Source organism: Bacillus sp. PAMC28748, from assembly GCF_014250415.1.
GTDB lineage: Bacteria > Bacillota > Bacilli > Bacillales > Bacillaceae > Bacillus > Bacillus licheniformis.
The window spans coordinates 3,012,254-3,032,785 of sequence record NZ_CP060192.1; the positions used below are offsets into that span (position 1 = coordinate 3,012,254).

The following is a 20,532-nucleotide window of genomic DNA, read 5'->3' on the forward strand; positions in this document are numbered from 1 at the left end:
CATTGCCAGATGAACTTGTTATGTGATAACATTTAAAAGCCCTTTTCGAAGAGGTGTAATGATGGCAAATGTTAAGAATTTTTTAACTTTATTCATTGAATATTTACAAATAGAAAAGAATTATTCAAAATATACAATTGTGGGTTACATTTCTTCCATTGAAGACTTTGAACGCTTTTTACACGTTCAGGGCATAAAGGGTTTTGAAGACGTGACTTATCCGGATGTGAGAATTTTCTTGACAGAAGCGCATGAAAAAGGGCTCACTCGCAGGACGATCAGCAAGAAAATTTCGGCTCTGCGTAGCTTCTATAAATTTTTATTAAGGGAAAAGCTGGTAAAAGAAAACCCGTTTCTGCTTGTCAGTCTCCCGAAACAGGATAAGCGGATTCCGAAGTTTTTATATGAAAAGGAACTTGAAGAACTGTTTGAGGTTTCGGATTTGAGTACACCGCTCGGCCAAAGAAATCAGGCGCTCCTGGAATTTCTCTACGCGACAGGCATGCGGGTAAGCGAACTTTGCAGCCTGAAGGAATCTGATTTGGATCTGTTTTTAGATACGGTTTTGGTCCACGGGAAAGGCAGGAAGCAAAGGTATATTCCATTTGGTTCATTCGCCCGGGAGGCTTTGGATCTGTATTTGCAAAATGGAAGACGCATCCTTCTGTTAAAAGCGAAAGAGCCCCGCCCTTTTATTTTTTTGAATCAAAGGGGCGGGCCCTTAACCCCGAGGGGGGTTCGTTACATTTTGGGAGAACTGGTCAAGAAGACTTCGGGTACATTACATATACATCCGCATATGCTCCGCCATACATTTGCCACCCATTTGTTAAATGAGGGTGCGGATCTGAGGAGCGTTCAGGAACTGCTTGGGCATTCAAATCTTTCTTCAACCCAGGTGTATACGCATGTATCTAAAGATATGCTCAGAAAGACATATATGTCTCATCACCCTCGGGCACATAAAGGGAAATAAAGGAGGTTCTTTTATGTCATCTTTTCACGCAACGACGATATTTGCCGTCCAGCACAACGGAAAAAGCGCGATGGCGGGAGACGGCCAGGTTACGTTCGGTCAGGCTGTCGTCATGAAGCATACCGCAAGAAAGGTAAGAAAACTCTTCAACGGAAAGGTCATTGCCGGTTTTGCCGGTTCTGTTGCAGACGCTTTCACGCTCTTTGAAATGTTTGAAGCGAAGCTTGAAGAATACAACGGCAATTTGCAGCGGGCGGCAGTCGAGCTTGCAAAAGAGTGGCGAAGCGATAAAGTCCTCAGAAAGCTTGAGGCGATGCTGATCGTCATGAATGCCGACAGCATGCTGCTCGTTTCCGGAACAGGCGAAGTGATTGAACCGGACGACGGCATTTTGGCGATCGGCTCAGGTGGAAACTACGCGCTTGCAGCCGGAAGGGCGCTGAAACGTCATGCCGGCAGCCAGCTTGACGCGAAAGCGATTGCGAGGGCTTCACTTGAAACCGCGGGCGAAATCTGTGTGTATACGAACGATCAGATCATTGTAGAAGAACTTGAATAGAAAGGATATGAGGCATATGGAAAAAAAGCCGCTGACTCCTAGGCAGATCGTCGAAAGGCTTGATCAATACATCGTCGGCCAGCTCAATGCGAAAAAAGCGGTCGCCGTGGCATTGAGGAACCGCTACAGAAGAAGTCTTCTTGATGAAAAACTGCGCGAAGAAATCGTTCCGAAAAACATATTGATGATGGGCCCGACAGGTGTGGGAAAAACCGAGATTGCAAGACGAATCGCGAAACTCGTCGGCGCTCCGTTCGTCAAAATCGAAGCGACGAAGTTCACGGAAGTCGGTTATGTGGGCAGAGATGTGGAGTCGATGGTCAGGGATCTTGTGGAAACGTCAGTCCGCCTCGTCAAAGAGGAAAAAATGAACGAAGTGAAAGGCATCGCTGAAGAAAACGCAAATAAACGCCTCGTCCGCCTGCTTGTACCGGGAAGAAAAAAACAGACAGGTGCGAAAAATCCTTTTGAAATGCTGTTTGGCGGAAATCAGGATCAAGAAACTGGTGAAGCGGAAAAGCAAGAAGACGCGGATATCGAAAACAACCGGAAACGGATTGCGCATCAGCTTGCTCTCGGCGAACTTGAAGACCATTATGTCACCGTTGAGGTGGAGGAGCAGCAGCCGTCCATGTTTGATATGCTCCAAGGCTCGGGTATGGAACAGATGGGCATGAACATGCAGGATGCGCTCAGCAGCCTGATGCCGAAAAAGAAAAAGCGCCGCAAGCTTACGGTCAGGGAAGCGCGAAAAGTGCTGACGAATGAAGAAGCGGCAAAGCTCATCGATATGGACGAAGCTGCCCAGGAAGCTGTCCAGAGAGCCGAACAGTCGGGAATCATCTTTATCGATGAGATCGATAAAATCGCCAAAAAGAGCGGTGCTTCTTCATCGGCAGACGTCTCAAGAGAAGGCGTGCAGCGCGATATTCTTCCGATTGTTGAAGGATCTACCGTCATGACAAAGTACGGTGCGGTCAAAACGGATCACGTTCTGTTCATTGCTGCAGGTGCATTCCACATGGCGAAGCCTTCAGATCTAATTCCTGAGCTGCAGGGGCGCTTTCCAATACGCGTTGAGCTTCAAAAGCTGAGCATCGATGACTTTGTGAAAATTTTAACTGAGCCTGACAACGCTCTTCTTAAGCAGTATAAGGCTTTATTGAAGACGGAAGGTATATCTCTTGAATTTTCTGACGATGCTATTCGTAAGATTGCAGAAGTGGCTTATCATGTGAACCAGGACACAGACAATATTGGGGCGAGAAGGCTTCACACCATTTTGGAACGTCTTTTGGAAGAACTGTCATTCGAGGCTCCGGATGTGACGATGGAAGAAGTGGTCATCACGCCTCAATATGTTGAAGAAAAGCTCGGTTCGATCGCTAAGAATAAGGATTTAAGCCAGTTTATTTTATAAACAATTAAATAAGAGTAATTTAGGAGGATCAATTTATTATGGCTTTATTACAAAAAACAAGAAAGATTAATGCAATGCTGCAAAATGCGGCAGGGAAGCCGGTTAATTTTAAAGAAATGGCCGAAACGCTTCGCGATGTGATTGATTCGAACATTTTCGTCGTCAGCCGCAGAGGAAAGCTTCTCGGTTTCTCGATCAACCAGCAGATCGAAAATGACCGGATGAAAAAAATGCTTGAAGAGCGCCAGTTTCCTGAAGATTATACAAAAAGCCTGTTCAACATTCCGGAAACGTCATCTAACCTTGACATCAACAGCGAATACACAGCTTTCCCTGTGGAAAACCGCGATTTGTTCCAAGCGGGTCTGACCACGGTCGTTCCGATCATCGGAGGAGGCGAAAGACTGGGCACCTTGATTCTGTCCCGCCTTCAGGAGAAATTCGAGGATGACGATCTGATCCTTGCCGAATATGGCGCCACTGTCGTAGGAATGGAAATTCTCAGAGAGAAAGCGGAAGAGATCGAAGAGGAAGCGCGCAGCAAAGCGGTCGTTCAAATGGCGATCAGTTCACTATCTTACAGCGAGCTTGAAGCAATTGAACATATTTTTGAGGAGCTTGACGGAAATGAAGGCCTGCTTGTCGCTAGTAAAATTGCAGACCGCGTCGGCATCACCCGCTCGGTCATTGTCAACGCGCTCCGTAAACTTGAAAGCGCCGGTGTCATTGAATCAAGGTCACTAGGGATGAAAGGCACATACATCAAAGTGCTGAACAACAAATTTTTGATGGAGTTAGAAAAACTAAAGTCTCATTAAAAGGCGAAAGCCGCAGAACATGCCGTTCTGCGGCTTTTTTTATTTCATGTTTTAAACTATATTATCGTAATTTTTTCATATCAAAAAACAACTAAAACGCGGTGCAAAATCAATGCGTTACTTGAATAAAAGATATACTAACATAATTTTTTGAAACTTTAATGAACGTAACATTACATAGTTCTTATAATCTAGGTCAAAATACCTATTCATAAAATAGATATTTCTTACGATTTTTTTTTGCTTCCAGATCATAGACTTTAAGCCTATTATTCCTTACAATAGGCTTATGGTTTTTACAATTCTCGACAAGATTTTAAGACAGATGGAAAAAGATTGGAGGTATTTGGACGGTGGATATATTTTCAGGAACGATACATAGACTAGAGGGAGCCTTGAATCAAGCGAACATTAAGCAAAAAGTCATAACGAACAATCTGGCCAATGTAGATACACCGAACTACAAGGCGAAAAAAGTATCCTTCAAAAATGTGCTGAATGAGGAGTCCTCCCGGATTAATGCCATAAAAACAGACTATAGACACATTGACTTTAAAGGGAATGAGCCAAATTATTCAGTTGTGTCGAGAAAGAATACAACTTATCAAGAAAACGGGAACAATGTGGACGTTGATCAGGAAATGAGTGAAATGGCGAAAAATCAAATCCAGTATCAAGCGCTGGTTGAAAGAATAAGCGGAAAATTCAACTCGCTAAGAACCGCGATTACAGGAGGTAAATAATGGGGGTATTCAATAGCATCAACATTTCAGCTTCAGCGTTGACTGCACAGAGAGTCAGAATGGATACCGTTTCTTCCAACCTGGCAAACATGGATACGACGAGAGCGAAGCTGGTTGACGGACAGTGGCAGCCGTATAGAAGAAAGCTTGTATCGACGGCTCCGAAAGGCGAATCCTTTTCATCCGTTCTCCAATCATCGATGAATGCATCGGCGAGAGTCGGCGAAGGGGTGAAGGTGACCAAGATAAGCGAAGACAAAACACCGTTTAAGCTCGTTTATGATCCGACCCATCCCGACGCAAACGAAGACGGATACGTGCAGATGCCGAATGTCGATCCGCTAAAAGAGATGGTCGATTTAATGAGCAGCACAAGGTCATATGAAGCCAATGTCACAGCAATGAACGCGACAAAAGGAATGCTGATGAAAGCATTAGAAATCGGAAAGTAGGGTGATGACACGAATGGTTAATGGAATCTCTCCGTTTGGAGTTCAATCCGTGCAGGCGGGAACGAATGCAACAAATCAGATCAAGAACAAGCAGGACGGTTCAGAGAACCAAGTCAGCTTTTCCAACGTGCTGAAAGATTCTATCAATGCTTTGAATCAATCTCAAAATGAATCTGATAAACTGACAAACGCGCTTGCTCTCGGTCAGGATGTCAACCTTGATGAAGTGATGATTGCAGCCCAGAAGGCAAACATTACATTGACGGCTGCGACGGAATTCCGCAACAAAGCGGTTGAAGCTTATCAGGAAATCATGAGAATGCAAATGTAAGAAAGGAGTCTGAAAGCGAAGAGAATTAGTGTAACTACCGGGGGAGTAAGATGAATCGTAATTTATTGCAAATTAAAACGAAAATAACTGATTTTTGGAAAAACAGATCAAAGCTGCAGAAGATTCTGCTGATCGGCATTGTCGCTCTGGCAGTCATCCTGTCAATCATCATTGGAATTGTTGCTTCGTCAAATAAAATGGTGCCGCTCTATAAAGATTTGTCAGCTGAAGAAACCGGCCAAATCAAACAGGTGCTCGATGAAAAAGGTATTCCATCTGAAGTTGCGACTGACGGTTCAGTCATCAAAGTTCCGGAAGAAAAAGTCGATGAACTGAAAGTCGATCTTGCCGCAGAGGGCCTTCCGAAAAGCGGGAGCATCGATTATTCATTCTTTGGCGAAAATGCCGGTTTTGGCATGACGGACAACGAATTTGACGTTTTGAAAGTGAAAGCCACGCAAACCGAGCTATCCAACCTCATCAAAGGAATAGACGGGATTAAAGATTCGAAGGTTATGATTAACCTGCCGAAGGAATCCGTCTTTGTCGGAGAGGAAAAGCCGGAAGCATCCGCTTCGATTGTTCTTCAGGTGAAGCCCGGCCACACGCTTGATCAAAATGAAATCAACGGCCTTTATCATCTCGTATCGAAAAGCGTGCCGAACCTTGACCCGAAAAACATCGTGATCATGGATCAAAACTCCACATATTACGATCAAACAGGCAAAGAGTCCGGTTCTTACGCCGACAGCTATTCTTCCCAAAGGGAAGTCAAGGCCCAGATCGAAAAGGACCTGCAAAGACAAATCCAAACCATGCTCGGCACGATGATGGGACAGGATAAAGTGGTTGTATCCGTCACATCTGACATCGATTTCACAAAAGAAAACAGGACGGAAGACCTGGTTGAACCTGTCGACAAAGAAAATATGGAAGGAATCACGGTCAGCGCAGAGCGCGTCAGTGAAACATATTCCGGACAGGGAGCACAAGCGGGAGGCGTCAACGGAACAGGTGAAAACGATGTAACGAACTATGCTGAAACAGAAGGCGGAACAGGCAACGGAGACTATGAGAAAAGCGAAGAACGAATCAACAATGAAGTCAACAGAATCCATAAAGAAATCGCTGAGAGCCCGTACAAAATCAGAGATCTGGGCGTCCAGGTCATGGTTGAACCGCCTGATGCAAACAACCCGCAGTCACTGCCTGCTGAAAGGGAGGACGATATTAAAAAAATCCTCTCAACCATTGTGAAAACATCGATTGACAAGAACTATGAAGAAGAGCCTCTGACAGATGAGGATGTTGAAAATAAAATCGTTGTTTCTGTCCAATCGTTCGACGGCAAGCAGACAATCGATGAAGGAACGGAAACAGGCGGCATACCGATGTGGGCTTACATCGCAGGCGGAGCAGCGCTTGTTGCTGTAATCGGCCTCATCATCTGGCTTGTCAGAAGACGTAAAAATAGAGATGACGAATACGAGGAAGAATGGTATGAAACGCCTCAGGAGCCGATTCGGGTTGCTGATGTGAACAATGAAAAAGAGACAGAAGAAACTGTCAGACGAAAACAGCTTGAAAAAATGGCGAAAGACAAGCCTGAAGAATTCGCCAAATTACTGCGCAGCTGGCTGACCGAGGATTAGGAGGAGTATTGAAATGGCAAAAATGAAACAAGACAGGCTTACAGGCAAACAAAAAGCGGCCATTCTCATGATATCCTTAGGGCTTGATGTGTCAGCTTCCGTTTACAAGCATTTAACAGATGAAGAGATCGAAAGGCTGACGCTTGAAATATCAAATGTCAGAGCTGTATCACCTGAGAAAAAAGATGAGATTATTCAGGAATTTCATGAAACGGCTATTGCTCAAGAATATATTTCTCAAGGCGGCATTCATTACGCCAAGCAGGTGCTTGACAAAGCGCTCGGCGAAGACAAAGCCGCCAGCATTATCAACAGGCTGACATCGTCTCTTCAAGTCAGACCGTTCGATTTTGCCAGAAAAGCGGATCCCGAGCAGATTCTGAACTTTATCCAGCATGAGCACCCGCAGACGATCGCATTGATTCTGTCTTATCTCGATCCCGTGCAATCGGGTCAGATATTGTCAGAGCTGAATCAGGATGTGCAGGCAGAGGTTGCAAGAAGGATCGCTGTTATGGACAGGACGTCGCCGGAAATCATCAATGAAGTCGAACAGATTCTGGAGCAAAAGCTATCGTCCACATTCACTCAGGACTACACGCAGACCGGCGGTATCGAAGCCGTAGTCGAAGTGTTGAACGGAGTTGACAGAGGTACGGAGAAAACGATCCTTGACGCCCTTGAAATTCAGGATCCTGAGCTTGCCGACGAGATTAAAAAGCGGATGTTCGTCTTTGAAGATATCGTTACGCTTGATAACCGCGCTATTCAAAGGGTTATCCGCGATGTGGAAAACGACGATCTGCTTCTTTCTCTCAAAGTGGCCAGCGAAGAGGTCAAAGACATCGTCTTCAGCAACATGTCGCAGCGTATGGCTGAAACATTTAAAGAGGAAATGGAATTCATGGGCCCTGTGCGTCTGCGTGACGTAGAAGAAGCTCAATCGAGAATCGTAAGCGTCATCCGAAGACTTGAAGAAGCAGGTGAGATCGTAATCGCCAGAGGCGGAGGAGATGATATCATTGTCTAACATTATTAAACAGCGATTATCATCAATACCGCAAAAAGAAAGGCGGACGATTTCATTAAAGGAAGTCAAACTTCCTGAGACAGAAACCGAACTTGATACCGGACAGGATCCGGAATACCTCCTCGACCATGCCAGACAAGAAGCCGGAAAAATATACGAAAAAGCGAGCGCTGAACTCGAACAGGTCAGACGGCAAATCGAAGAGGAACGGTCAAGCTGGGAAACAGAACGCGAAGCGCTGATAGACCAGGCGAAACAAGAAGGCTTTCAAGCTGGATTTGAAGAGGGAAAGGCCGAGGCCCGAAGCGCTTATCAAGCGTATTTGGATGAAGCCAATGCCATCGTCCGGGCGGCTAGACGTGACTATGAAGAAAAAATCGAACAATCATCCGAAGAAATTGTCGAACTTGCCGTGTCACTGGCTAAAAAAGTTTGGAATCAAAAGGCTGACGACAAAGAAGCTTTTACAGCCCTCGTAAAACAGGTGCTGTCGGAAATGAAGGAATTCGATGACATTGCCATCTATGTAGATCCGGAGTACTACACCGAGGTTCAAAGCCACAAAAACGAACTTGAGCAGCTCCTCCAATACGGCGCCCATATCGCGATATACGCCGATGAAAAAGCGCCGAAAGGAACGTGCTATGTTGAAACGGCTTTCGGAAGAATCGATGCAGGCATCGACACTCAATTGCAGCAGCTGAAACAAAAACTGCTCAGCCTGCTTGAAACGGCAGGTGTTGTCCGGTGATGCTCAAGCAGCTGCTTGAATGTATAGAAACCGCAGATTCCTACAAACGATACGGAAAAGTCAAACAGGCGGTCGGCCTGATGATTGAATCCAAAGGACCTGAATGTTCAATCGGCGATGTCTGCAAAATCTATACAAAAGGTGACGGGCCAAAGGCTATTAAAGCTGAAGTTGTCGGCTTCAAAGACCAAAATATTCTTCTGATGCCATATTTGGAAGCGGCCAATATTGCCCCCGGCAGCATTGTCGAAGCGACGGGCGAATCGCTTAGGGTCAAAGTCGGCTCCGGGTTGATCGGACAAGTTGTCGATGCATTCGGCAATCCGCTTGACGGCAGCGTGCTTCCGAAAGGTCTGGCTCAAGTATCGACAGACCAGGCGCCGCCTAATCCGATGAAAAGGCCGCCGATCAGAGAAAAAATGGCGGTCGGCGTCAGATCGATCGACAGTCTGCTGACCGTCGGAAAAGGACAGCGTGTCGGGATATTCGCCGGAAGCGGCGTCGGAAAAAGCACGCTTATGGGAATGATTGCGAGAGAGACGGCCGCAGACTTGAATGTCATCGCTCTTGTCGGAGAGCGGGGCCGGGAAGTCAGGGAGTTCATAGAGAAAGATCTCGGCGAAGAAGGGCTGAAGCGAACGATCGTTGTAGTGGCTACATCTGACCAGCCGGCGCTGATGCGTCTGAAAGCGGCCTATACAGCAACAGCGATTGCCGAGTACTTCCGCGACAAAGGACAAAACGTCATGTTCATGATGGACTCGGTGACAAGGGTCGCCATGGCCCAGAGGGAAATCGGCCTGGCGACGGGCGAACCGCCGACGACAAAAGGTTATACACCCTCAGTGTTCGCTATTTTACCTAAGCTCTTAGAACGAACAGGAACGACGGAAAGCGGGTCAATAACTGCTTTCTATACGGTTCTTGTCGACGGCGATGATATGAATGAACCGATCGCCGATACTGTAAGGGGAATCTTGGACGGCCATATCGTTCTTGACCGAGCCCTTGCGAATAAAGGCCAGTTTCCGGCAGTCAACATTTTAAAAAGCATCAGCAGGGTGATGTCGAACATCGCCGAGAAAGACCATATCAGAGCAGCGAACCGGTTCAGGGAAATGCTGTCAACCTATCAAAACTCAGAGGATCTGATCAACATAGGAGCCTATAAAAAAGGGTCTTCCAGAGAAATTGATGAGGCCATACAATTCCACCCTAAGCTGATCAGCTTCCTCAAGCAGGAAGTGGATGAAGCGGCATCGCTGGAAGAGAGCATTTCCTTATTAAAGAGTCTTACAGGAAGAGAGGATTAAGAATGGCTTATTCATTTAAATTTCAAAAGCTCCTCGAGCTTAAAGAAAATGAAAAAGACCAATCATTTGCTGAATATCAGCACTCAGTTTCCGAATTCGAAAAGGTCGCGGAAAAGCTGTATGAAAGCATGAGCCAAAAAGAAACGCTGGAAAAAAACAAGGAAATCAAGATGCAGACGGGGATGAGCGTTCAGGAAATGCGGCATTATCAGCAATTTGTCACAAATCTTGAAACGACAATCTACCATTATCAAAAGCTCGTCATGATGAAGAGAAATGAAATGAATGAAAAACAGCACGATTTGACGGAGAAAAATATCGAGCTGAAAAAATTTGAAAAAATGAAAGAAAAGCAGTTTGAAATGTATTCGCTGCAAAACAAAGCAAATGAGTTAAAGGAAATGGACGATATCTCCATTGCCCAGTACATAACTCAAGGAAGCTAGGGGTAGAAAAACGATGACCGAAGAAAAAAAAGCCGGTAAATTTCAGACATTTTTGTTTGTCATCGTCATTCCGCTGATCTTTTTAATCGTTGTAGCGTTCGTCGGCATGTGGCTTTTGGGCGTCAATTTTCAGGATGCAGCCTCAAAAATTCCCGTCGTAAAAGAGCTTGTGAAAAACGGCGAGGATCAGGACATAGATCACGCAACTAAACAGCAGGAGAACAAAGCAGAAAAGCTCCAAAAGACGATCGATGAACAAAAAAGCGAAATCGAAACGCTGACGAGTGACTTAAAAACGAGTGATCAAGAGATTAAAAGGCTGAAACAAAAAATCAGCTCGCTCGAAAAAACGGAAAAAGATGAAAAAGAGCAGGATAAAAAGAACGCCGAAGGTCAAGGAGACGGAAAAGTCGTCAAAATTTATGAAAGCATGCAAAGCAATAAAGCTGCAAAAATTTTAAGCGAATTAAAAGAGGAAGAGGCAATCAATATTTTAGATTCTTTAAGCAAAAAGAAAGTGACTGAGATCCTCTCAAAAATGTCTCCTGATAAAGCGGCTGTATTCACAGAAAAGCTTGTGAAAAACGAGGCGAAAAACGAAGCGAAAAAAGAAGGGGGGGAATAGCTTGAGGCTTTTTGACGCAATCTCCTTTGATGCCAAACCTGCGGTGGACACTGCACCTGCAAAAACGAGCAGGACGCCGTTGGGCGCGCTCTTTCAGAATGTGCTCCAGAAGGAAAACAGCTCACTTTCCCCTTTTCAAAAGGGAGAAGAGCCTTCTCAGGATACGCCGTTGGAAGGGCTTTTGCATGAACTGAAGCAATGGCTTTCAAATAAGGAAGACAGCTCTTTCAATGAAGACTGGCTGAATTCCCTTCAGCAGCTTGAAGAGCTGAATGCATCTCCGGATGAACTGGCATTGGCAGAACAGCTGTTACAACAAATAAAAGAGCTGCTTGAAAAAGCCGCCCTGCCTGAACAATCAGGCAAAACGGCTGATGCTAAAGCTTTGCCTGCCGACGAAAGCGGGACAGAAGAGCCGAAAAAGCCCGACCTGCAAATTCTCGGCCAGATTCAGCAGCTGCTAGCTGCGATTGTAAATGAAAATCAACCGTCACTCAAAACTTCGCAAATCGCAGAATTATTGAAACAGGCGCCGGAATTTCTCGCCGCTCTTCAAACAAAGGCGGGAGCAGAAGGGCTGATTGATGAGCTTAAACGTCAATTTTTCACGAAAGATCCGAGCCAATCGCAGCTTTTGTCCATGTCAAACACCGAGCTGAAAAGCTTGAAAAGCTTAATGGAGCAGATGATGAACGCAAACGCTGAACCGGATCAAAAAGAGTGGAAAATGGCCGAAAGCGAACTCAAGGCAATGCTCATGAGCAAGAAAACCGATGTTTCTCTTTCTGAGAAGCCGTTGTCCTTTGTTTTGAACAGAAGAGAAATTCAAACTGAAGGAAAGCAAGGCCAAAAGGAACAGCCGATTCAATCCTCTGTACTGGCCAATCATCGGACAGGCACAGCGCTGATCCAGGGTCTCCAGCCTTCGGCGGCAGAGGAAGCTTCCGCTCAGCCGAAAAGCTTTTCAGAACAAATTCTCAGCTCATGGAAACAGATGAAGTATACGCCGTTCGGCAGGTCGACAGGCAGTTTCACGATCCGCCTGAATCCTGAAAATCTTGGCTTTATCACGATCAAGCTCGTCAAACAGCACGGGATGTTTTCAAGCAAAATCATCGCATCGACCCAGTCGGCTAAAGAGCTGCTCGAACACAATCTCGCGCATCTTAAACAGGCGCTGCCCAACATGTCTGTGCAAATTGACCGCTTCGGTGTTCCGCTTCAAAACAGCGATCAGACTTTCGGACAGCTGGCGGACGATGAGAAAAACCAGCATCAGCCGAAGCAAGATCAGCAAAGTAAGCAGGAAAATGAGGATTTTCAGGAGTTTCTGGATGAGCTTATCGAGACTCGATCACAGGACAGCGAGGAGGAGATCTAATGTCTGATACTTCAATTGATACCAGAACCGCCTTAGGAACAACAAACACGAAATCGACGACATCCGATTTTTTATCCGAGGCAAAAAAAGCCGAGAAAGCAGGGAGCGGCTCCAATCTTGGGAAGGATGAATTTTTGAAACTGCTGATGAAACAACTGCAGTACCAAGATCCCTTAAATCCGATGGAAGACCGCGAATTCATTGCGCAAATGGCGACCTTTTCAAGCCTAGAGCAGCTAACGAATCTGAACACAACGATGTCGACGTTCGTCGGACTTCAGGACCCGATGACGATGTATGTCAGCTGGATCGGAAAAGAAGTCACCTATGAAGGCGAAGACAGCGAAGAAAAAACGGCGCTCGTCAAATCAGTTAAAAGCTCAGACGGACAGTATCTGCTTGTCCTTGACGATGGAACCGAAGTCAATCCGTGGAATGTGACGGCGGTAAGCCATTCTGATAAATAAAAACAGACAATTCAGGGAGGAATAATTATGTTACGTTCACTATACTCAGGAATCAGCGGCATGAAAAACTTTCAGACAAAGCTTGATGTCGTCGCCAACAACATCTCGAATATCAATACGGCAGGCTATAAGAAAAGCCGGGTTACGTTTAAAGATATTGTCAGCCAGCAGCTTTCCGGCGCGTCGTCGTCTACTGCAAACCGCGGCTCTGTAAACGGCCAGCAGGTCGGACTCGGTGCAACGATCGGATCGATCGATATCATTCACACAAACGCAGCGCCTTCGACAACAGGCCGCCAGCTTGACATGACCATTACAGGAGACGGCTACTTCCGCGTCGGATCAGGAGATGAAGTGTACTACACAAGATCAGGAAACTTCTACCGATCTGATGAAGGTGACCTCGTCACTGTTGACGGGCTGTTCGTCTTAACGGCCAATAATGGAAGAATCAACATTCCGCAAGACGCGCAAAGCTTCAGCATCGCTCCTGACGGAACCGTTTCTTATGTCGATCAAAACAACGAGAACCAGACCGCCGGCCAGATCTCGCTTGCGACATTCAGCAACACATCCGGATTATCAAAAGCTGGAGACAACCTTTACCGCGAAACATTGAGTTCGGGAGATCCGCAAGTCGTTGTACCTGGGGAAGGCGGCTCAGGAAAAATTCAAACGAGTGCGCTTGAAATGTCGAACGTCGACCTTTCAGAAGAATTTTCCGAAATGATTATCGCGCAGCGCGGCTTCCAGTCCAATGCGAAAATCATTACAACCTCTGATGAAATTCTTCAGGAACTCGTCAATCTGAAGCGATAGGAGGGAAGGAGGCGCCCTCGTGAAGGCGCCTCTTGATAACACATGATCAAAGTTACGCGATTAAACGGACAGCCCTTTATTCTGAATGCACTATTCATTGAGCAAATTGAATGTTTTCCGGATACGACAATTACGCTGTCCAACGGAAAAAAGTTTGTTGTCAAAGAAGATGAAGATACAGTTGTGGATACAATCGTGTCATTCTATCAAAAAATCCAAATACTTTCTTGTGACCAAAGAATTGAGGAATCTGAATGAATAAAAAACTTCTAGGAATTATGATGACGATTATTTTGGCAATTGCTGTGTTGGGAACCGCTGCGTTCTTTGTCATCAAGGGAAGCGCAAGTGAAAAAGATCAAAACGCAGAACCTTCGATCGATGAAGTGGTCGAATCTTCAGTTGAAGTCGCCGAAATCACGACAAACTTGAAATCAGACAATGTAGTCCGTTTGTCAATCAAGCTTGAAACCGATTCGAAAGAGGCGAAAGAAGAGCTTGAAAAGCGGGATTTCCAAATTAAAGATTCAGTCATCTCCCTTTTGGCGAACACGAACGCAGATGAGCTTGAAGGACAAAAAGGAAAAGAAAAATTTAAAGAACAGCTGAAAGAAAAGCTGAACACGAACTACATGAAAGAGGGAAAAGTGAAAACTGTGTACATTACCTCCTTTAATCTGCAGTAGGAACATAGATGACAGAACCATGGAGGTGAAAACAGATGGCAGGAGAAGTGCTCTCCCAAAATGAAATCGATGCACTGCTTTCAGCGATATCGACCGGTGAAATGGACGCCGACGAGCTGAAAAAAGAAGAGTCCGTTAAAAAAGTAAAAGTCTATGACTTTAAACGGGCGCTCCGCTTTTCAAAGGATCAAATCCGCAGCTTGACCAGGATTCACGATAACTTTGCAAGGCTGCTAACGACTTATTTCTCAGCTCAGTTGAGAACCTATATCCAAATCTCGGTCAGCTCGGTTGATCAGGTTCCGTATGAGGAATTCATCAGATCGATTCCGAATATGACGATCCTCAATCTGTTTGAGGTTCGCCCTCTTGAAGGAAGAATCATGATGGAGATCAACCCGACCATCGCCTATACGATGATGGACCGGGTGATGGGCGGGATCGGCTCGAGCCACAACAAAATTGACAGCATGACGGAGATTGAGACGAAAATCATGTCCAATTTATTCGAAAGCTGTCTCACGAATTACAAAGATGCGTGGGAATCCATCACGGAAATCGAGCCGGAAATGTCCGATTTTGAAGTGAATCCGCAGTTTGTGCAAATGGTATCGCCGAATGAGACGGTCGTTGTCATTTCGCTGAACACGCAAATAGGAGACATCAGCGGGGTTATCAACCTGTGCATCCCGCACGTCGTCCTGGAACCGATCATTCCTAAGCTTTCCGTTCACTACTGGATGCAATCAGACAGAATTGAACCAAAACCGGAGGAAACAAAGTCGATAGAAAAGCGGATTTTGACGGCGCAAATTCCAATTGTCGCAGAACTCGGATCATCGGAATTAACCATTGAAGAGTTTTTAAATTTAGAAATTGGAGATTGTATCACTTTGGACAAATCAGTAGCAGAACCTCTTACTGTTTTGGTCGGAGATAAACCGAAATTTCTAGCACAAGCCGGCCGAATGAATCGAAAGACTGCGATTCAAATTCTAGATCACGACATAAGAGGTGAAGAATATGGAGAATAACAATAGGTTATCACAGGATGAAATTGATGCGCTGCTTAAAGGCGGCGATGATACGGCTCAAGAGCAGCCAGAATCAGGGTTGTCCCTGATGGAACAGGATACGATCGGGGAAATCGGAAACATTTCCTTTGGGAGCTCTGCAACAGCTTTGTCCACTTTATTGAATCAAAAAGTCGAAATTACAACGCCGACTGTTTCGGTGATTGAAAAAAGCCATTTAAATGATGAGTTCCCGCACCCGTATGTTTCAATCGGTGTGAGCTATACAGAAGGTTTTTCAGGAAACAATCTTCTCGTCATCAAGCAGGAAGATGCCGCGATCATTGCTGACTTGATGATGGGGGGAGACGGGACGAACGCAGATCCGTCGCTTGGCGAAATTCATCTAAGCGCCGTTCAGGAAGCGATGAACCAAATGATGGGTTCCGCTGCGACATCGATGTCCACCGTCTTCAGCAAGAAGATCGATATTTCTCCGCCGGAAGTTGACCTCCTTGATGTGAAAGAAGGGGAAGGGACAGAGCAAATTCCGAAAGAGGACCCGCTCGTCAAAGTATCTTTCAGACTAAAAGTCGGAGATCTGATCGATTCGCATATTATGCAGCTTTATCCGCTGACCTTTGCAAAAGATCTGATTGATGAATTAACAAATCAGGACGGCGGAGAAGAGCCTGTGAAGACTGAAGAGGTACAGACGCCCGTACAGGAAAAACCGGCGCCTAATCCGAATTCGGCACCTGCTCAGACACAGAGACAGGAGCCTGCGCCTAAACGGCAAGGGACGGCAAAAGTTTCAGAGCCTGTGCAGGTGGCACCGGCAGAGTTTCAATCCTTTGCCCCTCAGACTGAAGCGCAGCCGCACCTTCAAAACCTTGACATGCTCATGGATATTCCTTTGTCCGTCACGGTCGAGCTGGGGAGGACAAACCGCAGCGTCAAAGAGGTGCTTGAACTGTCAACCGGCAGTATCATTGAGCTTGACAAACTCGCCGGTGAGCCTGTTGACATCTTGGTCAACCAGCGCGTCGTTGCTAAAGGCGAAGTCGTCGTCATAGACGAAAACTTCGGCGTCAGGGTGACAGACATTTTGAGTCAGGCTGAACGAATCAGCAAATTACGATAATAACAGATTGATTGGAGAGATTAATAATGGCTTACAAGATTTTAGTAGTTGATGATGCAGCATTTATGAGAATGATGATTAAAGATATTTTGGTGAAAAACGGCTTTGAAGTCGTCGCAGAAGCGCAAGACGGGGCACAGGCTGTTGAAAAGTATAAAGAGCATTCACCTGATCTTGTCACAATGGATATCACGATGCCGGAAAAAGACGGAATCACGGCTCTTAAAGAAATCAAGGAAATCGATCCGCAGGCAAAAATCATCATGTGTTCGGCAATGGGCCAGCAATCGATGGTTATCGACGCCATCCAGGCGGGAGCGAAAGACTTTATCGTCAAACCGTTCCAGGCTGACCGCGTCATGGAAGCCATCAATAAAACGCTAAGCTAAAGGGTGTACAACTTGTTTAAGAAACCTCTTATTTTCATAGCCGGCCTTTGTCTATGCGCCTTTCTCGCATTGCCGTACGCTCCGGCTCTCGCAGAGGAATCGGGGGACCAGACCGTTGATCATCTGTTTGAGCAAAAAGGTGCGGGCAAAGAGAAAGAAAAAGCAAAAGACAAAGACAAAACCGAGGAAAAAAGTTCTCTAAAGGAAGAGGCGGAGACCGAACCCCCGTCTCCTTCCGTTTCCATATTTGATTTTGTGAAAATGATCGGCGCGTTACTGTTCGTCATTTTTCTGATCTATGCTTTGGTCAAATTCATGAATAAACGCAACCGTTTGCTAAAACCCTTCCAGTATGTTGAAAACATCGGCGGGACTTCACTCGGGCAAAACAAGTCCGTACAGCTGATTAAAGTAGGAAACAGGGTGCTGGTCGTCGGTGTCGGCGAAAATATCCAGCTGCTGAAAGAGATCGATGATGAAAAGGAATATAAAGAAATTCTCACGCAGCATGAAGCTGCGATGAACAGCAAGATTGAATGGCAGAAATGGATGGATCAAGTCAAAGTTCCAGGCGTGCAAAAACATAGCGGCACGGCATCTTTTTCCGAGTCGTTAAAAGCACAGCTTGCGGAACTGAAACAAAATCGCGCAGAAGGCAGAAAGAAAGGCCAAAATCAACATGAATGAGTTTATGGATTTATTTAATTCAAGCGATGCGGCAAATGTCAGCGCCAGCGTCCGGCTCTTGCTGCTTTTGACAGTATTTTCGATCGCTCCGGGTATCTTGATCTTGATGACTTGTTTCACAAGGGTTGTCATCGTCCTGTCCTTTGTCCGGACATCGCTGGCAACACAGTCAATGCCCCCAAACCAGGTGCTGATCGGACTTGCACTGTTCCTGACATTTTTCATTATGGGGCCGACTTTTTCAGAGATTAATAAAGAAGCGCTGACGCCTTTAATGAACAATAAAATCACCTTGGATGAAGCTTATACAAAAGCGGAAGCCCCGATCAAAACATTTATGAGCAAGCATACAAGACAGAAAGATCTGGCTTTATTTATGAATTACGCAAAGATGGAAACGCCTGAGTCCATCAATGATATTCCGCTTTCAACTATGGTTCCTGCGTTTGTCATCTCGGAATTGAAAACCGCGTTTCAAATGGGATTTATGATATTTATACCGTTTCTGATTATCGATATGGTTGTGGCAAGTGTTTTGATGTCGATGGGGATGATGATGCTTCCGCCGGTCATGATTTCACTGCCGTTTAAGATTTTGCTGTTTGTGCTTGTAGATGGCTGGTATTTAATCGTTAAATCTTTGCTGCAAAGCTTTTAGAGTAGGTGCTAATACATGAATTCAGAATTTGTTATATCGATGGCTGAAAGGGCTGTATACGTTACATTGCTTATCAGCGGGCCGCTTTTGGCGCTCGCTCTTCTCGTCGGGCTGATCGTCAGCGTTTTTCAGGCAACCACCCAAATACAGGAACAGACTCTTGCATTCATTCCGAAAATCGTCGCCGTTTTGGTCGGACTCGTCGTTTTCGGCCCGTGGATGCTGTCGACGATTTTGTCATTCGCGACTGAGCTGTTCTCTAATTTAAACCGTTTTGCAGGGTAGTTTTAACATGTCAATAATCGAATCATTTCCAGCCTTTTTACTTGTGTTTGTCAGAATCACAGCATTCTATGTAACGGTGCCTCTATTTTCTTATCGGACAATTCCGGCCGTTCATAAAATAGGTTTTGCATTTTTTCTTGCGCTCGTCAGTTTTCAAGCGATTGAAAAGCCTCCTCACCTTGACGTTGACGGAATTTACATGATGTTGGCCATGAAGGAAGCGCTCATCGGACTTCTGCTTGGGCTGATCGCTTACATGATGATCTCAGCCGTTCAAATCGCCGGATCGTTCATTGATTTTCAAATGGGATTTGCGGTGGCGAATGTGATCGATCCACAGACAGGGGCGCAAAGCCCGCTTGTCGGCCAGTTTTTATATACGATGGCGCTGCTTCTCATGCTGAGCCTGAATGCGCATCATCTCCTGCTTGACGGGATCTATTACAGCTATCAATACATTCCGGTCGACAAGATGGCGCTGTCGTTTGGAAGCGAAGAATTTGCCGAGTTTATCGCAAAAAGCTTCAATACGATGTTTATTACAGCATTTCAATTGTCTACGCCTGTTGTGGCTTGTTTGTTTTTAGTCGATCTGGCATTGGGGATTGTGGCGAGAACGGTGCCGCAGCTCAACGTGTTTGTCGTCGGGCTTCCTTTGAAAATCGCGATCACCTTTATCATGCTCATCATCTGCATGGCCGTTATGTTCAGCATGATGCAGCACGTCTTCGAATTTGCCATTCGGACAATGAGAGATCTATTAACTTTGCTTGGGGTGGCATGATGAAGCTGACGTTGGATTTGCAATTTTTCGCAGGTGAAAAAACGGAAAAAGCGACGCCGAAAAAACGGCGGGAAAGCAGAAAAAAAGGTCAGGTTGCCAAAAGTGCAGATGTCAATACGGCGGTCACTCTTCTCATCGTGTTTTTATCCTTTTTATTCATCGGACCTTTTATGAGAGACCGCCTGCTCGGCCTGATCGAAAAGTATTACAAAGAATTAATCACGATGAAGGTGTCAGTCGCCAATATTCCCGGCCTGTTTCAAAGTGTTGTGCTTGAATCGGGCCTCATTATGGCACCGCTTTTGCTGACAGCCGTCGTCTCTGGGGTATTGAGCAACTATATGCAAGTCGGGTTTTTATTTGCCCCTGAAGCGATCAAGCCTGATTTGAAAAAGCTTGACCCGCTTAATGGATTCAAGCGGATTTACAGCATCAGGGCGATCGTTGAACTGCTTAAATCGATTTTAAAAATCGTGATTGTCGGAGGCGTGACATTCGCCGTTTTATGGCTGAACTTTGACAAAATTCTCAGAATCCCGGCGCTGTCGGCTGGCGAGGCTTTGTCATATGTCGGCTGGCTAACCTTTTTAATGGGGGTTTCCGCTGCAGTCGCATTAATTTTTCTCGCGGTGCTCGATTACCTCTATCAAAAATTTGACTATGAAAAAAATATTCGCATGTCAAAACAGGACATCAAAGACGAATACAAAAAAACCGAAGGCGATCCTCTGATCAAGTCGAAGATCAAGCAGAAGCAAAAGGAAATGGCGATGCGCCGCATGATGCAGGAAGTGCCAAAAGCGGATGTCATCATCACAAACCCGACCCATTACGCCGTCGCATTGAAATACGACGAAAACAAAATGGATGCGCCGTTTATCATCGCAAAAGGGGTCGATCTAATGGCTCTGAAAATCAGGCAGATCGCCAAAGAACACGATGTCATGACGGTCGAGAACAGGCCTTTGGCAAGGGCGCTCTATGACCAGGTTGAGATCGACCAGGCCGTTCCGGAAGAATTCTTTAAGGCCGTAGCCGAAATCCTGGCCTATGTTTACAAAACAAAGCAAAAAATCTAGTGAATTTTTCAGTTTTAAAAGGAG

Annotated in this window: 26 protein-coding genes; all 26 read left to right on the forward strand. The window is 45.6% G+C overall.

Annotation, left to right across the window (positions count from 1 at the left end; all coding sequences use genetic code 11):
* Positions 1 to 61: 61 nt before the first annotated feature.
* The 26 genes from xerC (at position 62) to flhB (ending at position 20,508) form a co-directional block, all read left to right on the forward strand.
* Entirely contained in the window at positions 62 to 976 is a 915-nt protein-coding gene (gene xerC, locus H7F26_RS15485) for a tyrosine recombinase XerC (RefSeq protein ID WP_003181750.1), read from the forward strand.
* 13 nt (positions 977 to 989) lie between these two features.
* Positions 990 to 1,535 (forward strand): ATP-dependent protease subunit HslV, encoded by a 546-nt coding sequence (gene hslV, locus H7F26_RS15490; protein WP_003181752.1) that lies wholly within the window; start codon positions 990 to 992, stop codon positions 1,533 to 1,535.
* A 16-nt stretch (positions 1,536 to 1,551) separates the two neighbouring features.
* The gene (gene hslU / locus H7F26_RS15495) at positions 1,552 to 2,955 is read left to right on the forward strand and encodes an ATP-dependent protease ATPase subunit HslU (protein ID WP_003181754.1); all 1,404 of its coding nucleotides are present in this window, start codon (positions 1,552 to 1,554) and stop codon (positions 2,953 to 2,955) included.
* Between the two features lie 38 nt (positions 2,956 to 2,993).
* Positions 2,994 to 3,773 carry a GTP-sensing pleiotropic transcriptional regulator CodY gene (gene codY, locus H7F26_RS15500; protein ID WP_003181756.1) on the forward strand — a complete coding sequence of 260 codons (780 nt, stop codon included), beginning with the start codon at positions 2,994 to 2,996 and terminating at the stop codon, positions 3,771 to 3,773.
* 353 nt (positions 3,774 to 4,126) lie between these two features.
* A complete protein-coding gene (gene flgB / locus H7F26_RS15505) occupies positions 4,127 to 4,516 on the forward strand; it encodes a flagellar basal body rod protein FlgB (RefSeq protein ID WP_003181758.1) in 390 nt (129 codons plus the stop codon).
* A complete protein-coding gene (gene flgC / locus H7F26_RS15510) occupies positions 4,516 to 4,968 on the forward strand; it encodes a flagellar basal body rod protein FlgC (protein ID WP_009328519.1) in 453 nt (150 codons plus the stop codon). Before flgB ends, flgC begins: the two co-directional genes overlap by 1 nt.
* 13 nt (positions 4,969 to 4,981) lie before the next feature.
* Positions 4,982 to 5,299: a flagellar hook-basal body complex protein FliE gene (gene fliE, locus H7F26_RS15515; protein WP_003181764.1), complete on the forward strand. Its 318-nt coding sequence runs from the start codon at positions 4,982 to 4,984 to the stop codon at positions 5,297 to 5,299.
* 50 nt (positions 5,300 to 5,349) lie between these two features.
* A complete protein-coding gene (gene fliF / locus H7F26_RS15520) occupies positions 5,350 to 6,951 on the forward strand; it encodes a flagellar basal-body MS-ring/collar protein FliF (RefSeq protein ID WP_003181766.1) in 1,602 nt (533 codons plus the stop codon).
* A 13-nt stretch (positions 6,952 to 6,964) separates the two neighbouring features.
* Positions 6,965 to 7,981: a flagellar motor switch protein FliG gene (fliG, locus tag H7F26_RS15525; protein WP_003181768.1), complete on the forward strand. Its 1,017-nt coding sequence runs from the start codon at positions 6,965 to 6,967 to the stop codon at positions 7,979 to 7,981.
* Complete coding sequence (gene fliH / locus H7F26_RS15530; RefSeq protein WP_016885763.1) at positions 7,965 to 8,732, forward strand: flagellar assembly protein FliH; 768 nt, start codon at positions 7,965 to 7,967, stop codon at positions 8,730 to 8,732. Before fliG ends, fliH begins: the two co-directional genes overlap by 17 nt.
* Positions 8,732 to 10,045, forward strand: coding sequence for a flagellar protein export ATPase FliI (gene fliI / locus H7F26_RS15535; protein ID WP_009328517.1), 1,314 nt, complete (start codon positions 8,732 to 8,734; stop codon positions 10,043 to 10,045). Before fliH ends, fliI begins: the two co-directional genes overlap by 1 nt.
* A gap of 2 nt (positions 10,046 to 10,047) precedes the next feature.
* On the forward strand, positions 10,048 to 10,491 hold the full coding sequence (fliJ, locus tag H7F26_RS15540; RefSeq protein WP_003181776.1) for a flagellar export protein FliJ: 444 nt from the start codon (positions 10,048 to 10,050) through the stop codon (positions 10,489 to 10,491).
* A 13-nt stretch (positions 10,492 to 10,504) separates the two neighbouring features.
* On the forward strand, positions 10,505 to 11,116 hold the full coding sequence (locus tag H7F26_RS15545; RefSeq protein WP_003181778.1) for a MotE family protein: 612 nt from the start codon (positions 10,505 to 10,507) through the stop codon (positions 11,114 to 11,116).
* Between the two features lies 1 nt (position 11,117).
* Positions 11,118 to 12,497: a flagellar hook-length control protein FliK gene (locus tag H7F26_RS15550; protein ID WP_003181780.1), complete on the forward strand. Its 1,380-nt coding sequence runs from the start codon at positions 11,118 to 11,120 to the stop codon at positions 12,495 to 12,497.
* Positions 12,497 to 12,964 carry a flagellar hook assembly protein FlgD gene (gene flgD / locus H7F26_RS15555; protein WP_003181782.1) on the forward strand — a complete coding sequence of 156 codons (468 nt, stop codon included), beginning with the start codon at positions 12,497 to 12,499 and terminating at the stop codon, positions 12,962 to 12,964. Before H7F26_RS15550 ends, flgD begins: the two co-directional genes overlap by 1 nt.
* Before the next feature lie 27 nt (positions 12,965 to 12,991).
* A complete protein-coding gene (flgG, locus tag H7F26_RS15560; protein WP_003181784.1) occupies positions 12,992 to 13,783 on the forward strand; it encodes a flagellar basal body rod protein FlgG in 792 nt (263 codons plus the stop codon).
* 42 nt (positions 13,784 to 13,825) lie between these two features.
* Positions 13,826 to 14,041 (forward strand): swarming motility protein SwrD, encoded by a 216-nt coding sequence (locus H7F26_RS15565; RefSeq protein WP_003181786.1) that lies wholly within the window; start codon positions 13,826 to 13,828, stop codon positions 14,039 to 14,041.
* Positions 14,038 to 14,469 (forward strand): flagellar basal body-associated protein FliL, encoded by a 432-nt coding sequence (fliL, locus tag H7F26_RS15570; protein ID WP_009328514.1) that lies wholly within the window; start codon positions 14,038 to 14,040, stop codon positions 14,467 to 14,469. The genes H7F26_RS15565 and fliL overlap by 4 nt, the downstream gene beginning before the upstream one ends.
* Positions 14,470 to 14,504: 35 nt before the next feature.
* Positions 14,505 to 15,503, forward strand: a complete 999-nt coding sequence (gene fliM / locus H7F26_RS15575; RefSeq protein ID WP_003181789.1) for a flagellar motor switch protein FliM — start codon at positions 14,505 to 14,507, stop codon at positions 15,501 to 15,503.
* The gene (gene fliY / locus H7F26_RS15580) at positions 15,493 to 16,626 is read left to right on the forward strand and encodes a flagellar motor switch phosphatase FliY (protein ID WP_003181794.1); all 1,134 of its coding nucleotides are present in this window, start codon (positions 15,493 to 15,495) and stop codon (positions 16,624 to 16,626) included. The genes fliM and fliY overlap by 11 nt, the downstream gene beginning before the upstream one ends.
* A gap of 26 nt (positions 16,627 to 16,652) precedes the next feature.
* Positions 16,653 to 17,015, forward strand: a complete 363-nt coding sequence (locus tag H7F26_RS15585) for a chemotaxis protein CheY (protein WP_003181796.1) — start codon at positions 16,653 to 16,655, stop codon at positions 17,013 to 17,015.
* A gap of 12 nt (positions 17,016 to 17,027) precedes the next feature.
* Positions 17,028 to 17,702: a flagella biosynthesis regulatory protein FliZ gene (gene fliZ, locus H7F26_RS15590; protein WP_003181797.1), complete on the forward strand. Its 675-nt coding sequence runs from the start codon at positions 17,028 to 17,030 to the stop codon at positions 17,700 to 17,702.
* Entirely contained in the window at positions 17,695 to 18,360 is a 666-nt protein-coding gene (gene fliP / locus H7F26_RS15595) for a flagellar type III secretion system pore protein FliP (protein WP_009328512.1), read from the forward strand. Before fliZ ends, fliP begins: the two co-directional genes overlap by 8 nt.
* Before the next feature lie 15 nt (positions 18,361 to 18,375).
* Positions 18,376 to 18,645, forward strand: a complete 270-nt coding sequence (gene fliQ, locus H7F26_RS15600; RefSeq protein ID WP_003181801.1) for a flagellar biosynthesis protein FliQ — start codon at positions 18,376 to 18,378, stop codon at positions 18,643 to 18,645.
* A gap of 7 nt (positions 18,646 to 18,652) precedes the next feature.
* The gene (fliR, locus tag H7F26_RS15605; protein ID WP_003181804.1) at positions 18,653 to 19,429 is read left to right on the forward strand and encodes a flagellar biosynthetic protein FliR; all 777 of its coding nucleotides are present in this window, start codon (positions 18,653 to 18,655) and stop codon (positions 19,427 to 19,429) included.
* On the forward strand, positions 19,429 to 20,508 hold the full coding sequence (gene flhB, locus H7F26_RS15610; protein ID WP_003181806.1) for a flagellar biosynthesis protein FlhB: 1,080 nt from the start codon (positions 19,429 to 19,431) through the stop codon (positions 20,506 to 20,508). The genes fliR and flhB overlap by 1 nt, the downstream gene beginning before the upstream one ends.
* Positions 20,509 to 20,532: the final 24 nt, after the last annotated feature.